Source organism: Ponticoccus sp. (in: a-proteobacteria) (assembly GCF_048381735.1).
Window position 1 is genome coordinate 449,701 of sequence record NZ_JBLXGL010000002.1, and the last position, 18,094, is coordinate 467,794.

Below are 18,094 nucleotides of genomic sequence, written 5' to 3' on the forward strand. Positions count from 1 at the left end.
GGGCCTGTGCACAAGGCGTTGCCCGGTTGATCGGGGCGGCCTGTACCACGGCTGCGCGCCCTCAGCCGCCGGCGATCAGGGCTTCCATCGGCTGCCAGCGCTGTCGCGGCTGCCTGTGCTGGATGTCGAACTGAAACCAGCATCCGCCGCCGCCGGGGCCCTGATCAAAGCGGCGGTCGATCCCGAGGCCGGACAGGGCGCAGAACAGAAGCGTCCCGACCGCGCCGTGACCGACGAAGAGAACGTCCCCCTCTTGCGGAGCCGCGAGGCAGGCATCGACTTCCGACAGGATGCGCCGCTGCGCATCTTCCGCCGTCTCCCAGCCCCGCACGCTGCTGGCGGGTTCGGCGAAGAACCGGTCTGCCACCGCTTCGAATTCCGCCGGGGGCAGGAAGCCCGTCGCGCTGCGGTCGTTCTCATGCATGCGCGGCCGTATCTCCAGCCCGACCCCCAGCGCCTGGGCCAGCGGGGCGGCGGTCTCGACCGCCTTCGTCTCGTCGCTGCTGATCACCCTGCGCGTCTGCGAGAGGGACCCGAGGCCTGCGGCCAGCGCCGCGACCCGTTCGCGCCCGGCGGGGCTCAGCGACCAGCGCCGGACGTCCTTTCGCGGCTCGATAAGAACCTGCGGGTGAGTCAGATATCGAACGGTGACAGGCATCGGGGATCCATCGGGCGGCACGCCGGGGCTGACGGCGAGTTTCGCGTCGCAGTCTCTGGCGGTCAACACGCGGACGGACCGCATGGCGGCCAGCCATCCGGGTAGCCATCGCCGCGCTTGTGCAAGCGGGCAGGCCGACAGGGCGTACTGTCCAGAAGGACATGCGCAAGCGTCGATATCATGTTCTGAAGGGAGCTGGCCCCGTGGGGGCCTTTGCAAATTGGTCGGAGTGAGAGGATTCGAACCTCCGACCCCCTGCTCCCGAAGCAGGTGCGCTACCAGGCTGCGCTACACTCCGACCGTGGCGGGCGGCATAGCCGAGGCTGGCGCCTTTGGCAAGCCTCAGTTTCCGGCATTTGTGCGACGCAGGAACGGAGAGATCCGAAAAGACGAGCCGTAGCCGCGTGACCGGGTGCGCAGCACCGGCGTCTGGGACGACCCGCCCCGCGCGCTTTCCCGCACCACGATGTAGACGCCCGAGGCAATGATGATGGCGGCGCCGATCACGGTGAAGCCGTCCACCGTCTCGCCGAACAGAAACCAGCCGTAGGCGGTCGCCCAGATGATCTGGGAATATTGCATCGGCGCCACGATGGTGGCCTCTCCGGCCTTGTAGGCGGCGATCAGGCACAGCCCCGCGACGAAGCCCAGCAAGGAAATCAGCGCCGCGCCGCCGAGATCGGGCAGCGGCATGGGTTTGTAGACCGCGATCATCAGCCCGCCGACCACGACGAAATTCGCCGCCATCGGGTAGAGCAGCAGCACGGCGGGCCGCTCGTCCTGCCCGATCTTGCGCACGATGATCGCCGAGGTCGCGCCGAAGATGGCGCAGCCCATGGCCGCGAGATGCCCCGAGGACAGCGGGTGCGACCCGGGCCGCAACACCACCATGACCCCCGCCAGACCGACGCAGACGGCAAGGCCGCGGCGCCAGCCGACCTTCTCGCCGAGGATCGGCACCGACAGAAGGGTGATGACCAGCGGCGTGGCGAAGAGGATGGCATAGGTCTGGGCCAAGGGCAGCACGGTGAAGGCATAGAAGGCGCACATGCCGTTGATCACCGCCGCCCCGGTGCGCAGCGCCGTCCACCACGGGTGCGCCGGGATCAGCGTGCCGGGTGTGCGGTCGCGCATCAGCATGAAGGTGACAAGCGGGAAGGACAGCAGCGTCGAGAAGAAGATGATCTGGAAGGGCGAGTAGGTCGCGCCAAGGGCCTTCACCACGACGTCATGCGTTGCGAAAGTACCGAAGGAGAGCAGCGCGAAGAGCGCGCCTTTCGCATTGGAGGTCATGGGACGTCGCCTGTCTGAAGCCGCTTCCCGGAGGCTATTCACAGGCCCTTGCGGGATGCAAGTCCGCGCGCCGGGCATCGGCCAATTCCCGTATCATGTCCGAAGGATGTTGGCGAAAGGCGACTGTCCGGGCAGGGGTGCGGCGGATCGGGCAGCCCGGGGATCGCGTTCCCGGCGGGCGCGGTTCCGGCCCCGTGGCGCAACACGGGCGGGGCGTCGGATCGAAAGGCCCCCGCCGCGAGGCAGGGGCCGGAAGCGTCTTACAGCGAGGCGTCCAGCGCCGCGATGATGGCATCGCCCATCTGCGAGGTCGAAACCGGGTCCTTGCCCTCTTCGCCCAGCAGGTCGGCGGTGCGGTAGCCGTCCGCCAGCACGGTCTCGATGGCCTTTTCAAGGCGCGTCGCCTCTGCGCCCTGATCGAAGGAGTAGCGCAGCGCCATGGCGAAGGAGAGCACGCAGGCGATGGGGTTTGCCTTGCCCTGACCGGCGATGTCGGGGGCCGAGCCGTGCACCGGCTCGTACATGGCCTTGGGGCGGCCATTGGCCATCGGCGCGCCGAGGCTGGCAGAGGGCAGCATGCCCAGCGAGCCGGTCAGCATGGCGGCGGCGTCGGACAGAAGGTCGCCGAACAGGTTGTCGGTGACGATCACGTCGAACTGCTTGGGCCAGCGGCACAGCTGCATGGCGCCCGCGTCGGCGTACATGTGCGACAGCTCGACCTCGGGGTAGTCCTTGCCGACCTCGGTCACGACCTCGCGCCACAGCACGCCGGATTCCATGACGTTGGCCTTTTCCATCGAGCACAGCTTCTTGTTGCGCTTCATCGCAAGCTCGAAGGCGTTCCGTGCAACCCGGTCGATTTCGGATTCGGTGTAGCGCTGGGTGTTGATGCCGACGCGCTCATTGCCCTCTTCGATGATGCCGCGCGGCTCGCCGAAGTAGATGCCCGAGGTCAGTTCGCGCACGATCATGATGTCGAGACCGGCGACGACGTCCTTCTTCAGGCTGCTGAAGTCGGCCAGAGCGTCGAAGCACTGGGCCGGGCGCAGGTTGGCAAACAGGTCCATTTCCTTGCGCAGGCGCAGCAGGCCGCGCTCGGGCTTGACGCTGAAGTCGAGCGAGTCGTACTGCGGCCCGCCGACGGCGCCCAGAAGCACCGCGTCGACCTCTTGCGCCTTGGCCATGGTGTCGTCGTGCAGGGGCGTGCCGTGCTTGTCATAGGCGCAGCCGCCGACGAGGTCTTCGGAGACGTCGAAGGTGAGGTCGCGCTTGGCGCCGAACCAGTCGATGACCTTGCGCACCTCCGCCATGACTTCGGGGCCGATCCCGTCACCGGGCAGGATAAGAAGCGAAGGGGTGGTCATGCGGGTCATCCTCTGTTCGTGGGTCCGCAGTCGCGTAGCGCGGGCAGGACGGGGCGTCAAGAAAGCCGCGCCCTTTGGGGGCCGCCGGGGCACCGGCTTCGGCAGCCGGACGCGGGGCTGGCCAGAGCTGTTGGCGCGTCGACCCGGACCGGACGGACGGTCAGGCAGGCCCGACCGCAGGCAGGGGGCGCGTCCCCGGGGCCGGAACCGGGGCAGGGTGCGCGGCGGCCCGGGCGCGCTCAGGGGCGCGCGATGTCGATCCAGACAAGCCGATGCGGCCCCAGCGCCGGGTCCGGCGATGGCGGGGTGATCCCGGCACCGGCAAGCGGCAGCGCCTTGTCGGGCAGGACGTAGCTGACCCGCATCGGCCCGGTGCTGTACCATGTCACGGTGTCCGTCCCGGGGTGCGGATCGCGGAGCCGGGGATGCGAAAGCACCCTGCGCGCCACCTCATGCCGGCCATCGCCCCGCTTGGGGTCGACGTTGAAATTCCCGAGCAGGATCACCGGCCCCTCTGGCGCGGGGCCGAGCGCGCCGTCCAGCACCCTGATCCAGAGCAGCACCTCGTCACGGTTGCGCCTGCCGTTGCGATCCTCCGGCCCGTCGAAGACCGGGGGCGTCGCGGCCAGCGTCAGCAGGGTCAGCGCCATGCCGGGCAGTGCCACCGTCAGCCGCCAGTGCGCGGTCGAGGACAGGCGCTGCACCGCAAAGCCCGGGTCGTCGGCGGCAATCGCGCTGTCGGGGAGGTCCTTCCACAGGGTCGCGCTGCGATCGGCGGCCAGCGATATGGGCCAGCGCGCCAGAACCGCCATGCCGCCCTGCCCGGAAAACCAGCCAAAGCCCTGCGCGTCGCGCGGCCCGCCCAGCAGGCCGTCGCCATCCAGGTCAAGCCCCGTCGCCCGCCCGGTGTTGGGCCGCGCCGCGAACCGGTGGGGCAGGTCCAGGCCGCCGGCCTTCAACCGCCGTTGCAAGGCCCCCAGCGCCGCGGCCCCGGCGTCGTAGTCGAAATCCGTCAGCAGCAATACATCCGGTTCCGCCCCGAGGATGGTCGACAGGTCGGGGCCGCCGCTTTCCAGCTCTTTCAGCAGCAGGCCCGGGCCCTTGCGGCTGAAGTCGCCGTGCCATGTGGCAAGGCGCACCGGCTCTGCCGAGGCGGCCAGCGCAAGCACCAGAACATAGGTCAGCGCAAGGATCAGGCCGGTTGCACGTGGGCCTGCGCGTAGGCGCGGCGGCGCTTTTCCTCGATCAGCACGGCGATGCGCATCAGGGCCACGCCCCGCATGATCAGGCTTGCCGGTAGAAAGGCCCATGCCGTCATTGTCCAGATCAGGGTTTGCGGATCGACCGGCGACAGGGGCGTCACATAGGCCGAAGCAGCCTTCAGGGCCGCCGGGATCAGGAATGGCAGAAGAAACCCTAAGGCCACGTTAATATGGCTGCCCCGCTTGAGGCGCATCAGGATATCGCCGCCCGCGGTCGGGTCGTAAAGCGGCAGGTTCACCCAGAAATTGAAGGCGCCCCTGCGGATCGGCCAGTCCATCAGCCGCACCAGCGCGACGAAGGCGAGCAGAACGGTCAGGGAGGTCAGGTAGGACAGGCCCGCAAGCTCGCGGATCAGCTCGACCTGCATCTTTGACGCGTCTTCGGGCAGGACAAGCACCATCAGGCGCACCGGCGAGAAGGGAAAGTCCATCGTCGCGCCGATATCGGCGCCGATGTCGGACAGGGTCTGTGTCAGGGGGCTGGGGTAGACCTGCCCGCGGCAGATCAGCGTCAGCATCGCCACGATGGCGAAAAGGGCGAAAAAGCGGATGCGGTTGAACGGCGCGGCGTCGCGGAATTCGATCAGGGACGGGCTGTCGGAGACGTATTCCACGAAGGTCAGCATCGCCGCGGCAAGGGACAGCAGCGCGACCACCTGGGCGCTTTCGGCGCGGACCCCGGGCAGGGCCAGCGCGGGCATCGCGATCAGCAACGCCACAAGAATTGCCCGCGCGGCGGCGGTCACCATCCGTGTGATCACATTTCTGCCCTTTCGTTCCGGACAGGCGCGATGCAATGCCGCGCCCTTGTTCCATCCCGATTCCCGCACTTTACGGCGGGTTGCCTCAATCTTGCCCCAGTTTTGCCCTTTTTCCCGTGGCGCCTCAAGGCCGATTGACGGTCTCCACCGCGTTTCGCGCGGTTTCGCGGGGCCGGTGGTGCCGCGTTGCATCATTCCGCGGGGCGGGTCTTGGCAGACCTTGGGAAGGCCGCAGCATCTTGTAGAAAAAGGGAAATCGCCCACAAGAAAGGGGCGCCGCTTCTGCGACGCCCCGGTCAATAGGCTCTCAAGGATCGCGACGGCGAGTCAGACCCAGGGGCGGTCCTGCGCGGCTTTCGCCTCGAAGGCGTCGATGGCGGGCGCCTTCTCCATCGACAGGCCGATGTCGTCCAGACCTTCGAGCAGGCAGTGCTTCTTGAAGGGATCGACGTCGAAGGCAAAGCTTTCGCCGTCCGAGGTCGTCACGGTCTGCGCCTCGAGATCCACGATCATCCGCGCGTTCGACCCCTTTTCGGCGTCCTTCATCAGCACATCGACGGCCTCTTGCGGCAGTACGATGGGCAGGATGCCGTTCTTGAAGCAGTTGTTGTAGAAGATATCGGCGAAGCTGGTCGAGATGACCGACTTGATGCCGAAATCCTTCAGCGCCCAGGGCGCGTGCTCGCGCGACGACCCGCAGCCGAAGTTGTCGCCCGCGACGATGATCTCGGCGTCGCGGTACTGCGGCTGGTTCAGCACGAAATCGGGGATCTCGTTGCCCTGCCGGTCATAGCGCATCTCGTCGAAGAGGTTCACGCCAAGGCCCGACCGCTTGATGGTCTTCAGGAAGACCTTGGGGATGATCATGTCGGTGTCGATGTTGACCAGCGGCATGGGGGCCGCGATCCCGGTGAGTGTCTCGAACTTTTCCATTGTCGGCGGTCCTTATGCGGTCTCGGTCGTCAACGCGCGCACGTCGGTCAGGTGACCGGTCAGCGCGGCGGCGGCAGCCATGGCGGGGGACATGAGGTGCGTGCGGCTCTTGTAGCCCTGACGGCCCTCGAAGTTGCGGTTCGAGGTCGAGGCGCAGCGCTCACCCTCGGACAGCTGGTCGGGGTTCATCGCAAGGCACATGGAACAGCCCGCAAGGCGCCATTCGAAACCGGCCTCGCGGAAGATATCGGCCAGGCCCTCTTCCTCGGCCTGCGCCCGGACAAGGCCCGAGCCGGGCACGATCATGGCGCGGGTCACCTTGATCTTCTTGCCCTTCACCACCTCGGCGGCGGCGCGCAGATCCTCGATCCGGCCATTGGTGCAGGAGCCGATGAAGACCGTGTCGATGGCCACGTCGGTCAGCTTCTGGCCCGGCGTCAGGCCCATGTAGGCCAGCGCGCGCTTCACCGCCTCGACCTTGCCGCCCTTGAAGTCCTCGGGCGAGGGCACGACGGCGGAAATCGGCAGCACGTCCTCGGGCGAGGTGCCCCAGGTCACGACCGGCTCGATCTCTTCGCCCTTGATGGTCACGACCTTGTCCCAATGGGCGTCATCGTCCGAATAAAGCGTCTTCCACCAGTTCAGCGCCGCCTCGAACTGGGCGCCCTTGGGCGCATGCGCCCGGCCCTTGACGTAGTCGTAGGTCTTTTCGTCGGGCGCGATCAGGCCGGCGCGGGCGCCACCCTCGATGGCCATGTTGCAGACCGTCATGCGGCCTTCCATGGACAACTCGCGGATCGCCTCGCCGCAATATTCGATCACGTAGCCGGTGCCGCCGCCGGTGCCGGTGTGGCCGATCACCGAAAGCGTGATGTCCTTGGCGGTCACACCGGGGCGCAGCTTGCCGGTGATCTCGACCTTCATGTTCTTGGACTTCTTCTGGATCAGCGTCTGGGTGGCCAGCACATGCTCGACCTCCGAAGTGCCGATGCCATGCGCCAGCGCGCCGAAGGCGCCGTGGGTCGCGGTATGGCTGTCGCCGCAGACCACGGTCATGCCGGGCAGGGTCCAGCCGTTTTCCGGGCCGACGATGTGCACGATGCCCTGACGGATGTCATCCACCGGGTAATAGTGCACGCCGAAGTCGCGGGCGTTCTTGTCCAGCGCGGCCACCTGGATGCGGCTGTCCTCGGTCATCGTCTCGGGGTTCTCGCGCCCCTCGGTGGTGGGCACGTTGTGGTCCGGCACGGCGATGGTCTTTTCCGGCGCGCGCACCTTGCGGCCCGCCATGCGCAGCCCTTCGAAGGCCTGCGGGCTGGTGACCTCGTGGACGAGGTGGCGGTCGATGTACAGAAGGCAGGTGCCGTCGGTGTCTTCGTGGACGACGTGGGCATCCCAGATCTTGTCGTAGAGCGTCTTGGGGGACATGGTCCTCTCCCGTGGTTTGGCTATTGGGTAATGGCTTTGGGCTGGGCGCCGGGGGGCGGCCCGAAAGGCATGTCAGCCGTCTAGGCGCGCCAGCACAGAGTGCTCGGCGCCGAAAAAACGTTCGCGCAGACGGGCGCGATCCCCGAGGTCGAAGACTTGGGTCATGAAGCCGCAAATACAGGCTTTGCCCGAGTCTCGCAAGCGCCCTGGCGGTGAACCTTTCCGGTCGAGGGGCGTTGGTCGACACGATCCGGGGGGCGATCATGCCGACAGCGATGAACATTGTGAGCCTTGCGATGATCCTCGCGATCGCCGGTCTGACCCTGATGGTCGTGACCGGCGTCCTGACCTGACCGCGTCGGGGCAAAGGACCCCCGGCGCCGGGTCCGGCGATGAACCGGCGGTCGGGGTATGCCGGTGCGGACGGGGCCATGGCCGGGGCCGATCATCCGCGCGTGCGCCCCTGCGACCACAGGGATGCCCGCCGGCGCCGCCGCGCGGTCGGGCCCGCACTTTTGTGCCCGGACCCGAGCACCCTGCCCCGGGACAGGCTTTCACCCGGGGGGCGGCCCGGCTTCCCTATGTCGGCGCAGAACCTGATGCAGGCCACTCGCCTCCGAGCGCGGCGGAGAGTTCCGCCAGCCCGCTGTCGCAGATGACGATCGCCAGGGTGTCGCCCTGCTCCGCGCCGCCCGCCCATCCATGCCGCAGCGTTTGCGGTTTTCATCCCCGCCGCGCGGCGTCATCCTGTCCGCAACCCGGATCTGGAGGACACCATGAGCGACGATATCGTGATTCTCGGCGGCGTACGCACCGCCATCGGCACTTTCGGAGGCAGCCTTGCAGGCACGCCCCCCATCGACCTGGCCACCGTGGCGGCCAAGGCCGCGATGGAGCGGGCGGGCGTCGACCCCGCGCAGGTCGGTTCCGTGACCTTCGGCCATGTCATCAACACCGAACCGCGCGACATGTACCTCAGCCGCGTTGCCGCGATGCAGGCGGGCATCCCGCAGGACACGCCCGCGATGAACGTCAATCGCCTCTGCGGGTCGGGCGCGCAGGCCATCGTCTCGGCGGTGCAGGGGCTGATGCTGGGCGACGCGGATTTCGCACTCGCCGGGGGCGCCGAAAGCATGTCGCGCAGCCCCTTCATCCTGCCCGACGCCCGCTGGGGCGCCAAGATGGGCGACGTGCGCTCGCTCGACATGATGCTGGGCGCGCTGAACTGCCCCTTCGGCACCGGCCACATGGGCGTGACGGCGGAAAACGTCGCTGCCGAACATGACGTCAGCCGCGCGGCGCAGGACGCCTTCGCGCTGGAAAGCCAGGCCCGCGCGGCGAAGGCCATCGCCGAGGGTCGCTTCGCGGAGCAGATCGTCCCGGTCGAGGTCAGGGTGAAGCGCGACACGGTCGCCTTCGACACCGACGAACACCCCAAGGCCACCACCGCAGAGGCGCTGGCCGACCTGCGCACGGTCTTCAGGAAGGACGGCACGGTGACGGCGGGCAATGCCTCGGGCATCAACGACGGCGCGGCGGCCATCGTGCTCGCCCGCGCTGCGGCCGCCGAAAGGGCGGGGCTGACACCGCGCTTCCGGGTGCTCGGCTATGCCCATGCGGGCGTCCGCCCCGAGGTCATGGGCATCGGCCCGATCCCGGCGGTGGAAAAGCTGCTGACCCGCACCGGCCTCTCGATCTCCGACTTCGACGTGATCGAATCGAACGAGGCCTTCGCCGCGCAGGCCCTCGCCGTGAACAAGGGCCTTGGCCTCGATCCGGCCAAGGTGAACCCCAATGGCGGCGCCATCGCCCTGGGCCACCCGGTCGGCGCCACCGGCGCGATCGTCACGGTCAAGGCGATGTACGAACTCGACCGCACCGGCGGCGCGCGGGCGCTGATCACCATGTGCATCGGCGGCGGGCAAGGCATCGCGCTGGCCATAGAGCGCCTCTGAACCACTCCTTTCGGGGGCCAGTCAAACCGCCGGCCCCCGTTTCTTCTGTCCGCAACTATCCCGGGGGTGAGGCCCGCAGGGGCCGAGGGGGCAGCGCCCCCCACACCGTCGCAGGCTGCGGCGGCGCATCGCGGCCCCGGGCAGCCTGCCCCCGGCGCGCCAGGGCATGGGAACCGCCCCTTCTTTGGTCCGCCAAATACCTCGGGGGGCGCCGCAGGCGCGGGGGCAGAGCCCCCTCCCAGCCTCAGCGCAGCTCCACCGAAACCCGGCCAGAGCGCCCCTCGGCGTCGATCACCGACAGCGTGGTGAACCCGATGCCCGCAAGCGGCGCGGTGAATTCGGGCCGCCGCAGCCCCGTCGCCACCACCGCCCCGTCCTTCAGCAGCGTGTAGGGCGGCCGCCCGCCGCGCAGCTTCACCGGGATACCGGCGCCACCCGCGGTTTCCAGCCGGGCGCCCTCGGGCGGGAAGGTCACCTGCAAGGCGGGCACCGCCTCGCGCGGGCCGAAGCGTTGCAGGCCCTCGGGCAGGCGGGCGCGGCTGGTGATCAGGGTCTCGGGTGGCGGCGGGGGCAGGGGCGTCAGGCGCGGCGCGGCGCGGCCAAGCGCCTCGAAAAGCAGCGGCGCGGCAAGCTCGCCGCCAAAGGCGCCGGGCACCGGTGTGCCGTCGGGCCGCCCGATCCAGACGCCCGCCACGTGCCGCCCGTCCCAGCCAAGCGCCCATGCGTCGCGGTGCCCGTAAGAGGTGCCGGTCTTGTAGGCCACGCGCCCCGGCGGCCCGGCAGAGGGCGGCGGCACCAGTCCGGCGAGGATATTGCCGACCTGCCAGGCTGAGGCCGGGCTGAGGATCCGCCGGGTCCCACGCCCGGCCTCATGCCCGCCCGCGTGCCAGCGCAGCGCCACCGGATCGCCGCCGCGCGCCAGCGCCGCATAAAGCTGCACCATCTGCTCCAGCGAGACGCCCACGCCCCCCAGCGCCAGCGCCAGCCCCGGCGCGCCGCCCTGCACCACCGCCTCGACCCCGGCGCCGTCCAGCGCCGCCATCAGATGTGCCGGACCCAGCGCCTCGGTCAGCCGCACCACCGGGATGTTCAGCGACAGCTGCAACGCCTGCCGCACCGGCAGTTCTCCGCGATAAAGCCCGTCGAAGTTCTGCGGCGCGTAGCGCCCGTATTGCACCGGCGTGTCGAGGATCAGCGTCTCGGGGTGTGCCAGCCCGCGGTCGAAGGCCAGCCCGTAGACCAGCGGCTTCAGGGTCGAGCCCGGCGAGCGCAGCGCCTGCGTCATGTCGACGAAACCCTGCCCGCGCGTGTCGGTATAATCGGGCGAGCCGATGGCGGCGAGGATCTCGCCGCTCTGGTGATCGGCCACCACGATGGCCAGCGACAGGCGCGGGTCCAGCCCCCGCCGGTGGCGGCGCAGGAGGTCTTCGAGGCTGCCTTGCAGGCGCGCGTCCAGCGTCAGCTCGTGCCGCCCCGGCCCCAGCGCCAGCGCCCGGTCGGCCATGTGCGGCGCCAGTTGCGGCATCGGCTTGCGCCCCGGCGGCGCGGGGTCGAGCGCATCCGAGCGCGCGGCGCTCATCGGGATCACGCCCGCCTCGGCCATGCGGACCAGCACCCGGTTGCGGGCAAGGCGTGCGGCCTCGGGGTGGCGATCCGGGCGGCGGCTTTCGGGGGCCTGCGGCAGGGCGACCAGCAGCGCGGCCTCTGCCGGGGTCAGCCGCGCGGGTTCCTTCCCCAGCCAGATCAGCGCGGCGGCGCGCAGCCCTTCGACATTGCCGCCATAGGGCGCAAGGCCCAGATAAAGCGAAAGGATTTCCTCTTTGGACAGCCGCCGTTCCAGCGCCAGCGCCAGCCGCATCTGCCGCAGCTTGCCCTGCCACTGGCCGGTGGTGCCGTCCTCCAGAAGGCGCGCGACCTGCATGGTCAGCGTGGACGAGCCGGAAACGATGCGCCCGTGCCGCACCGCCTGCGCCAGCGCGCGCAGGGTGGCCAGCGGGTCGATCCCGGCGTGGTCGTAAAAGCGGTGGTCCTCGTAGGCCACCAGCATCCGGTAGAACAGCGGATCGACCTGATCCGGCGACAGCGCCATGCGCCAGCGCCCGTCGTCGATGGTATAGGCGCGCAGCAGCGTGCCATTGCGGTCGCGCACCTCGGGAGAGGTGGCATGGATCAGCGAGGGGATCCGGGTCGCCTCGATGAAGCGGTCGAACCCGTCCCGTGCCGCGCCGACCGACCAGAGCGCCAGCGCCAGCAGCGCGAGGCGGCGGGCGGGCGCCGTTTTCCGACGCGGAAAACGGCCCGGAAATTTTGGAAATTTCCGCCCCCGCCCCGGGGCGACCCGGCCGGACAGGGCGTCCGACCCGACCGGGTCGCCCCTCTCAGCCATGATCCGCCCGTTCCCAGAGACCCGGGTAGAGCGTGACGAAGCCATTGGCATCGACCGCCAGATGGGTCTCGTACTCGGTTTCCTCGGCGGCATAGCGCACCAGCCCGCCACGCTCGCGCGTGTAGCCCTGCGTCAGGGCCGAGACCTTCGGCCCCGGCAGCCGCAGCCATGCGGCGGTGCAGTCCAGCCGTCCGACCTCGGGCAGGCGCCGCAGCGGCATGGTGTTCGTCGCCGGGGTAAAGCTGAGGTCGATGTCGGTCACACCCTCCAGCCCCGGCAGGGTCTCGTCGTTCAGCGCCCAGCCCTGTCCGGTCCGGGCAAGCCGCCAGGCGATGGTTTCGCCGCCGTAGTCGCCGCTCACATCGGCCCCCAGCGCGTGCCAGTCCCCGTCCAGACGCACGACGTAATCGAGCGCCGCCCAGCCCAGCCCGTCGCGGAAACGGGCGTGGCCCACCAGCATGAAGCCGCCGCTTGTCCGGGCGAGGCGGCACTTGTCCTCGCCGTCCCGGTCAAGCGCGCGCCAATGCATGGTTGCAATGGTTTCTCCTGTCATTCCGCGATGATAACCGATCCAGAGGCCGTCGTCGCGCGGTATTCCGGGCGGTACATGTCCTCGACCAGCGCCGCCGGGTGGTGGAAGGTGCCCGGGGACACCGCGCGCAGGACATAGGCCAGCCGCAGCGGTTCCGCGTCCCGCTGGTCCAGCGCGGCGACGAAGCGGTCGGTGCGGAACTCGGAATGTTCGGTCTCGGAGGTCTCCAGCCAGTCCAGTGCGCCGATGTCGCCCGCCCGCAGAAGCGAGGGGTTGTCGATCTCGAACCCGGCGGGCAGGGCGTCGTCCACGATCAGCCGCGCCTGGACATCCTCGGCGGGCTTCACCGTCAGCACCGCGACCAGCCGGTCGCCGGCTTTCAGCGAGGCCAGATCCGCAGGCTGCCCGTCGAGCCGGTAGTAATCCCGGGTGATGCCGTAGCCGTAGCCTGCCGCCTCTGTCGCGCCCTCGGGCACGCCAAGCGCGGTGACGGTGACGAAGGTCGGCGTCTGCGCGGTGTTGGTCAGGCGCTGCGGCTCCAGCGTGGCGCCGTCCAGGCGCCGCACGAAGGGACCCGAGAGCGGCTGGTCGTTCAGCGCAAGGCCCGAGACGGTCGGATCCTGCACCATGGCATGCGCCGCCAGCAGCGACCAGGCCTGTTCCTGCGTGGACAGCGGCCCGTCGGCGGCGGCGATCCGCGCGGTCAGCGCCTCGCGGTCCACCGCCTCCGAACGCGCCTCGACCGCCAGCGACAGCACGCCCGCCGCGTCGCGCAGCACGCTGCCGTAGTCGGCGCGCCATGCCTGCGCGGTCGCCTCCTGGCGGTTTGCGATGCGCGCGGCGGCCTTGGCAAAGAGCCGGTCGGCGCGCGGCTGGTCGCCGTAGCTGGCCAGCGCCGCGCCAAGCTGCGCCTGTGCCAAGGGCGTGGACAGCGCATCGGCCTTTTCGTCGGCGTAGTAGCGCAGGTCGCCCATGGCGGCCTGGCCTTCGCGGGCCAGAACCATCAGCGCATAGGCGATGTCCTCGCCGCCCTCGTCGAAGTCGGGCGCATAGGCGATGCGGTTCTTCAGGTTGTCGAGCGCGTTCTGCCAGGCGACCTTGGGCACCTCGTGGCCCGCCGCCCGGGCGCGTGACAGGAAGTCGGTCACATAGGCGTCCAGCCAGAAATCGCCCGAGTAGGCGCCCCAGAGGCCGAAGGCCCCGTTCGACGCCTGCCGGGTCAGGATCTGCGTCATGGCTTGTTCGATCCGCAGCGCGATGCGGTCGCGATTGCCGAAGCCAAGCGGCTCGGCGACCGAGGACAGGTACAGCAGCGGCAGCGCCTTCGACGTCACCTGTTCGGTGCAGCCATAGGGGTAGCGGTCCAGCGAGGCCAGCAGCCCCGGCGCGTCGAAGCGCGCCAGCGCCCCGGCGGAAACCAGCACCTCGGCGCTTTCGGGGCGCAGCCCGGCGAGGATGGAGTCGTCCAGCGTGAAGGTCTGCCCCGAGGCAAGGCTGAGGCGCAGGGTGCTGCCGGTGGCCGGGTCATTCGCCCGCACCCCCAGCGTCAGCTCCTTGGTCAGCCTCTTGCCGTCCGGCGTGGTCAGCGCCAGCGTGATGCCGTGGTCGCCGATCTCTCTGCCGGTCAGCGGCACGCTCAGCGACAGCTTGCCGCCGTCTTCCAGCGTCACCGAGCCGGGGATCGCCGTGGCCTCCAGCGCCACACCGTCCGAGGTCAGCGCGAAGGGCATCTCCCCTGCCGGGCCGCTGGTGTGGGTCAGTTCCACCAGCAGGCGGCTTTCGTCGCCCGGCGCAAGGAAGCGCGGCATCGAGGCGGAGATCACCACCGGGTCGCGCACGATCACGTCCGCCTCGGCAGCGCCCACGCCCTCGGGCGACCAGGCCACGGCCATCAGCCGCACGGTGCCGTTGAAGTCGGGCAGGTCGAAGGAAACCTCGGCCCGGCCATCGGCGCCCACCGTGACGGGGCCCGAGAAGAAGGCCACCAGCGCCTCTGTCGGGGGCGGGCTTTGCAGCGACATCGACGCGCCGCCGTCGCCGCCCGAGCGGATCGTGCCCATGGCGCCGTTGCTGCCGTCGATCAACCGGCCGTAGATGTCGCGGATCTCGACCCCTAGACGGCGCTGGCCAAAGTAGTAGCCCGCCGGGTCCGGTGTCTCGAAATCGGTCAGGTTGAGGATGCCAAGATCGACGGCGGCCACCGTGGCGTGGGCCGTCGCGCCCTCGGCCAGCCCGTCGATCATCACGGCGGCGGTGAGGGTCTCGCGCGGGGCGGTCTCGGTGGGGGCATCCAGCGACACCGCCAATGCGCGCGGGCCGGGATCGACGGCGGCATGGGTCAGGCCCAGGGCGCGCGCCGGGTTCTGGCCCGCGCTGACATCCATGGGCCGGATCACCTGCGCGGTGACATAGACGCCCGCGCCCCAATCCGCCGTCACCGGCAGTTGCAGGGTGTTCTCGCCCTCCGACACTTCGACCGCCTGCATGGAGACCACGCGGTCCGCCAGCACCGTCACCAGCGCCTTGCCGGCGTAGCGCGGCACCATGCGCAGGGTTGCGGTCTCTCCGGGGGCGTAGGCCTCGGCATCCAGCGACATTTCCAGCATGTCGGGCGTGTCGCGTTCAGAGGCGGCGGCGTACCAGCCCGACGAGAAGCTTGTGGAGGCGGCAAGATAGGCGCCATCCGCGCGCTCGACCACGACCTCGTAGGCGCCCCAGTCGGTCGCGGCCTCGATCCGCAGGGGATCGGCGCCCAATGTGCCTTCGCCCCGGGCGACGGCCTCGCGGGTCGTCACCGGCTCCCAGTTCCACGAGCCGTATTGCTGGTACCACTGGTAACGCGTGTTCACGCGGTTGACCGTCCAGGTCACCGGCATCTCGACCGGGGACAGGTCCGGCCCCAGCGCGATCACGTCGAAGCGCGCGGTCGCGCCCTCGGAGAGCGTCCCGTCGAAGGCGGGCCTGATGCCGATCATAGCCGTTTCCGGCGCGACGGCGCGGGTCACGCTGCGTTCCACCGGGCGGCCCGAGGCCTCGGACAGCCGCAGGGTCACGCGCGCCGACAGCGGGCGGCCAAGGGCGTCGATCTCTTGCAGGGGCAGGCGCAGCTGGGCCTTGCCCGCTTCATCCGTCACAAGGTCGGCGGGGAAGGTGCCGCTGCGCACGGCGCGGTCGTCGTCGTGGCGTCCGAAGTGGTAGCCCGGGAAGGCGTCGAGCGTGTTGGAGGTGGAGAGGCGCAGCTCTCCCTCGATGGCCAGATCTGCGCCGGGCGCGCCAAAGAGATAGCGCGCCTCGACCCCCAGCGGCGGCGAGGCAAGCGGGTTGATCGGCGTCTCGGGCAGCAGCAGCTCGAAGTCGATACGCTCGGGCACGAAGTCCTCGACCAGCAGGGTGTCAGAGGCCAGCGCGGCGGCATCCACATCGGCGAAGAGGTCCAGCCGCCATGTCCCGCGCGGCACGTCGCCGCCCAGCGGCAGGGTGAAGACATGGCCCCCCGCCCCGGCGCCATTGGACAGGTGGCGCGCATATTCGACGCCATCGGGGCGCATCAGGATCGCGGTCAGGGGCACATCGGCCACGGCCCCGGCCTGCGCGTCGCGCAACAGGGCGGTGACGTGGATCTCCTCTCCGGCGCGATAGGCGCCCCGGTCGGTGGCAAGGAAGGCGTCCAGCGGCCCGGCAGGCGCGCGGCCCGCGACGCCCCGGTCCGAGAGGTCGAAGGCCGGATCGGTCAGCGAGAGGAAGGCAAGGTCGGCCTCGCCGTCCTGCGCCATGACCAGCGCCGGGGCGGCGCCTGCGGTGCCGCGCAAGAGCCCCGCGTCGAAGCGCGCGATGCCTTCGGCGTCGGTTTGCATCGTGTCGAGCACCCGGTTGGCCTGCGCCAGAAGCGAGACCTCCAGCCCCGCCAGCGGTTCGGCACTGCCCAGATGGCGGGCGAAGACGGTCAGCCCGTCGCTGCCCTGCATGGTCGTCAGGCCGATGTCCGACAGGATGAACCACTGCGTTGCGCGGGCATTGTTGTCGTCCCCCGCGTCCGCGACAGAGGCGGTCAGCGCGTAGATCCCGGCGGACTGTCCCTTCAGCGCCTCGCCCATCGGCAGGCGCGTCAGCATGTCGGTGTTCAGCGTGTTCTGCACCGCGCCGGTGCCGGTCCAGACCTCCTCGGCGATGTCCGAGGCGAAATACTGCTCTTCGTATTCGTTCAGCGGCTGGCCGAAGTAGTTGTCCTGCAAGGTCCGGATCAGGTTGCGGTCAGAGACCCGGCGCAGCACCAGATCCACTGCGTCCAGGTTCACCGTTTCCAGCGGCAGGCCTGCGTCCTCGGTGCGGGGCAGGACGTAGGCGCGGCCCGGGAAGACGACAGAGGGCGAACGGTCGCGCACATAGGCGGTGATCTCGACGTCGCGGGCCAGTTCCTCGCCGCTTTCCGACGGCAGGCCAGAGCGGAAGGTGATCGTGTAGCGCTGGCCGTGCTCGACGCCCGTCACGCAGATGCGCTGGTCGTCGTGGGTGACGGCCATGCGCGGATCCGGCAGGCGCACGTAGGGCGCGTAATCCTGCCCGGCGCGGCTGAGGGTCTCGTTGAACTCGGCGCAGATGCGCGGATCGGCGCTGTCCGCCTCGACCGTATGTTCGGCGATGCGGAAGCCGTATTTCTGGATCGCCTCGTCCAGAAGCGCGCTGGTGTCGGCGCGCGAGGCGATGCTTTCGGCCAGCCGCAGCGCCGGGATCATCTGGCGGCCCCGGCGGTCGGCTTCCAGCGCCAGCGCCATCTCGTACAGCGCGGTGGACCGCTGGGCGTCGCTGTCGGCGCGCAGGTAGGCGTTGATCGTGGCGGTCAGCGCCCGCCCGCGATAGCGCCGCTGGTCGGCGCCGCTGAGGGTGTCGGCGTAGTCCACCGACCACTCCGCGTATTGCAGCCACAGCGCGGGGCTGTCGGATTGCGCCAGCGCCGCGCCGGTCCAGTGGATCGCGTCGCGCAGGTTGCCCGCCTCGCGCGCCTGCGTGGCGGCATCGGTCAGCGCGGTTTCGGAATACTGGCCCCCGGCATGGCGCTCTGCCATGGCCTCGGCCTCTTTCCGGGCGTTTTCCAGATCCGAGCCGCGCAGGAAGTCCAGATCCCCGGCGCGCGTCTCGCCCTGCGCGATCAGCGCCGCGTCGACATCGACGATCCGGGCGGAAATCGCGCCCTGATAGGTCTCGCGGTCGGTGACCGTGGATTTTGGGAAACAGCTGTTCGACCGGCTGTTGAAGGTGAAGGCCATACAGGCCGGATCGTTCAGGCAAAGCCTCTGGCAACTGTCGAGCGTGGTGTCGAAAAGCGCGCTCAGGTCGTTGCCGCGATAGTCGATGTCCCGGGTGACCACGAGCCGTCTGTCGGGGATGAGGTCCTGGGCGTGGGCGGACAGTCCGGCAAGCCCGAGGGCAAGGGCCAAGGCAACAGGGCGCATGAAAAGCTCCTTCGCGATCAATGCCCCGATGGTGCCATGGCGCCCCCCGAGCGGCAACGATTCTCGGGGCTT

General features: G+C 69.6%; 11 protein-coding genes and 1 tRNA gene. 1 reads left to right on the top strand and 11 read right to left on the bottom strand.

The features are described from left to right. Positions 1-61: 61 nt before the first annotated feature. The 8 genes from ACN5KJ_RS06455 to leuC form a co-directional block, all read right to left on the bottom strand. Positions 62-658 carry a histidine phosphatase family protein gene (locus ACN5KJ_RS06455; RefSeq protein ID WP_347166417.1) on the bottom strand — a complete coding sequence of 199 codons (597 nt, stop codon included), beginning with the start codon at positions 656-658 and terminating at the stop codon, positions 62-64. A 221-nt stretch (positions 659-879) separates the two neighbouring features. Further along, positions 880-956 (bottom strand) — tRNA-Pro (locus tag ACN5KJ_RS06460). A gap of 44 nt (positions 957-1,000) precedes the next feature. Further along, on the bottom strand, positions 1,001-1,951 hold the full coding sequence (locus ACN5KJ_RS06465) for a DMT family transporter (RefSeq protein WP_347166418.1): 951 nt from the start codon (positions 1,949-1,951) through the stop codon (positions 1,001-1,003). Positions 1,952-2,211: 260 nt separating this feature from the next. Next, positions 2,212-3,315 (bottom strand): 3-isopropylmalate dehydrogenase, encoded by a 1,104-nt coding sequence (gene leuB, locus ACN5KJ_RS06470; RefSeq protein WP_347166419.1) that lies wholly within the window; start codon positions 3,313-3,315, stop codon positions 2,212-2,214. Positions 3,316-3,554: 239 nt separating this feature from the next. After that, positions 3,555-4,484, bottom strand: coding sequence for an endonuclease/exonuclease/phosphatase family protein (locus ACN5KJ_RS06475; RefSeq protein ID WP_418592744.1), 930 nt, complete (start codon positions 4,482-4,484; stop codon positions 3,555-3,557). A gap of 23 nt (positions 4,485-4,507) precedes the next feature. Then, positions 4,508-5,338, bottom strand: a complete 831-nt coding sequence (locus ACN5KJ_RS06480; RefSeq protein WP_347166422.1) for a hypothetical protein — start codon at positions 5,336-5,338, stop codon at positions 4,508-4,510. Positions 5,339-5,665: 327 nt separating this feature from the next. Beyond that, positions 5,666-6,271: a 3-isopropylmalate dehydratase small subunit gene (gene leuD, locus ACN5KJ_RS06485; protein ID WP_418592745.1), complete on the bottom strand. Its 606-nt coding sequence runs from the start codon at positions 6,269-6,271 to the stop codon at positions 5,666-5,668. Between the two features lie 12 nt (positions 6,272-6,283). Further along, complete coding sequence (gene leuC / locus ACN5KJ_RS06490; RefSeq protein WP_347166424.1) at positions 6,284-7,699, bottom strand: 3-isopropylmalate dehydratase large subunit; 1,416 nt, start codon at positions 7,697-7,699, stop codon at positions 6,284-6,286. 776 nt (positions 7,700-8,475) lie between these two features. On the opposite strand from leuC, the gene ACN5KJ_RS06495 reads away from it, so the two are divergent. Continuing rightward, positions 8,476-9,654: an acetyl-CoA C-acyltransferase family protein gene (locus ACN5KJ_RS06495; RefSeq protein ID WP_418592747.1), complete on the top strand. Its 1,179-nt coding sequence runs from the start codon at positions 8,476-8,478 to the stop codon at positions 9,652-9,654. 244 nt (positions 9,655-9,898) lie between these two features. On the opposite strand, the gene pbpC is transcribed toward ACN5KJ_RS06495, so the two are convergent. Genes pbpC through ACN5KJ_RS06510 form a run of 3 tightly spaced genes read right to left on the bottom strand, consistent with a single transcriptional unit; the run spans position 9,899 to position 18,022 of the window. Beyond that, positions 9,899-12,040 carry a penicillin-binding protein 1C gene (gene pbpC / locus ACN5KJ_RS06500; protein WP_418592749.1) on the bottom strand — a complete coding sequence of 714 codons (2,142 nt, stop codon included), beginning with the start codon at positions 12,038-12,040 and terminating at the stop codon, positions 9,899-9,901. Beyond that, positions 12,033-12,569, bottom strand: coding sequence for a putative glycolipid-binding domain-containing protein (locus tag ACN5KJ_RS06505; protein ID WP_418592751.1), 537 nt, complete (start codon positions 12,567-12,569; stop codon positions 12,033-12,035). The genes pbpC and ACN5KJ_RS06505 overlap by 8 nt, the downstream gene beginning before the upstream one ends. 20 nt (positions 12,570-12,589) lie before the next feature. Next, entirely contained in the window at positions 12,590-18,022 is a 5,433-nt protein-coding gene (locus ACN5KJ_RS06510; RefSeq protein ID WP_418592752.1) for an alpha-2-macroglobulin family protein, read from the bottom strand. Between the last annotated feature and the right edge of the window lie 72 nt (positions 18,023-18,094).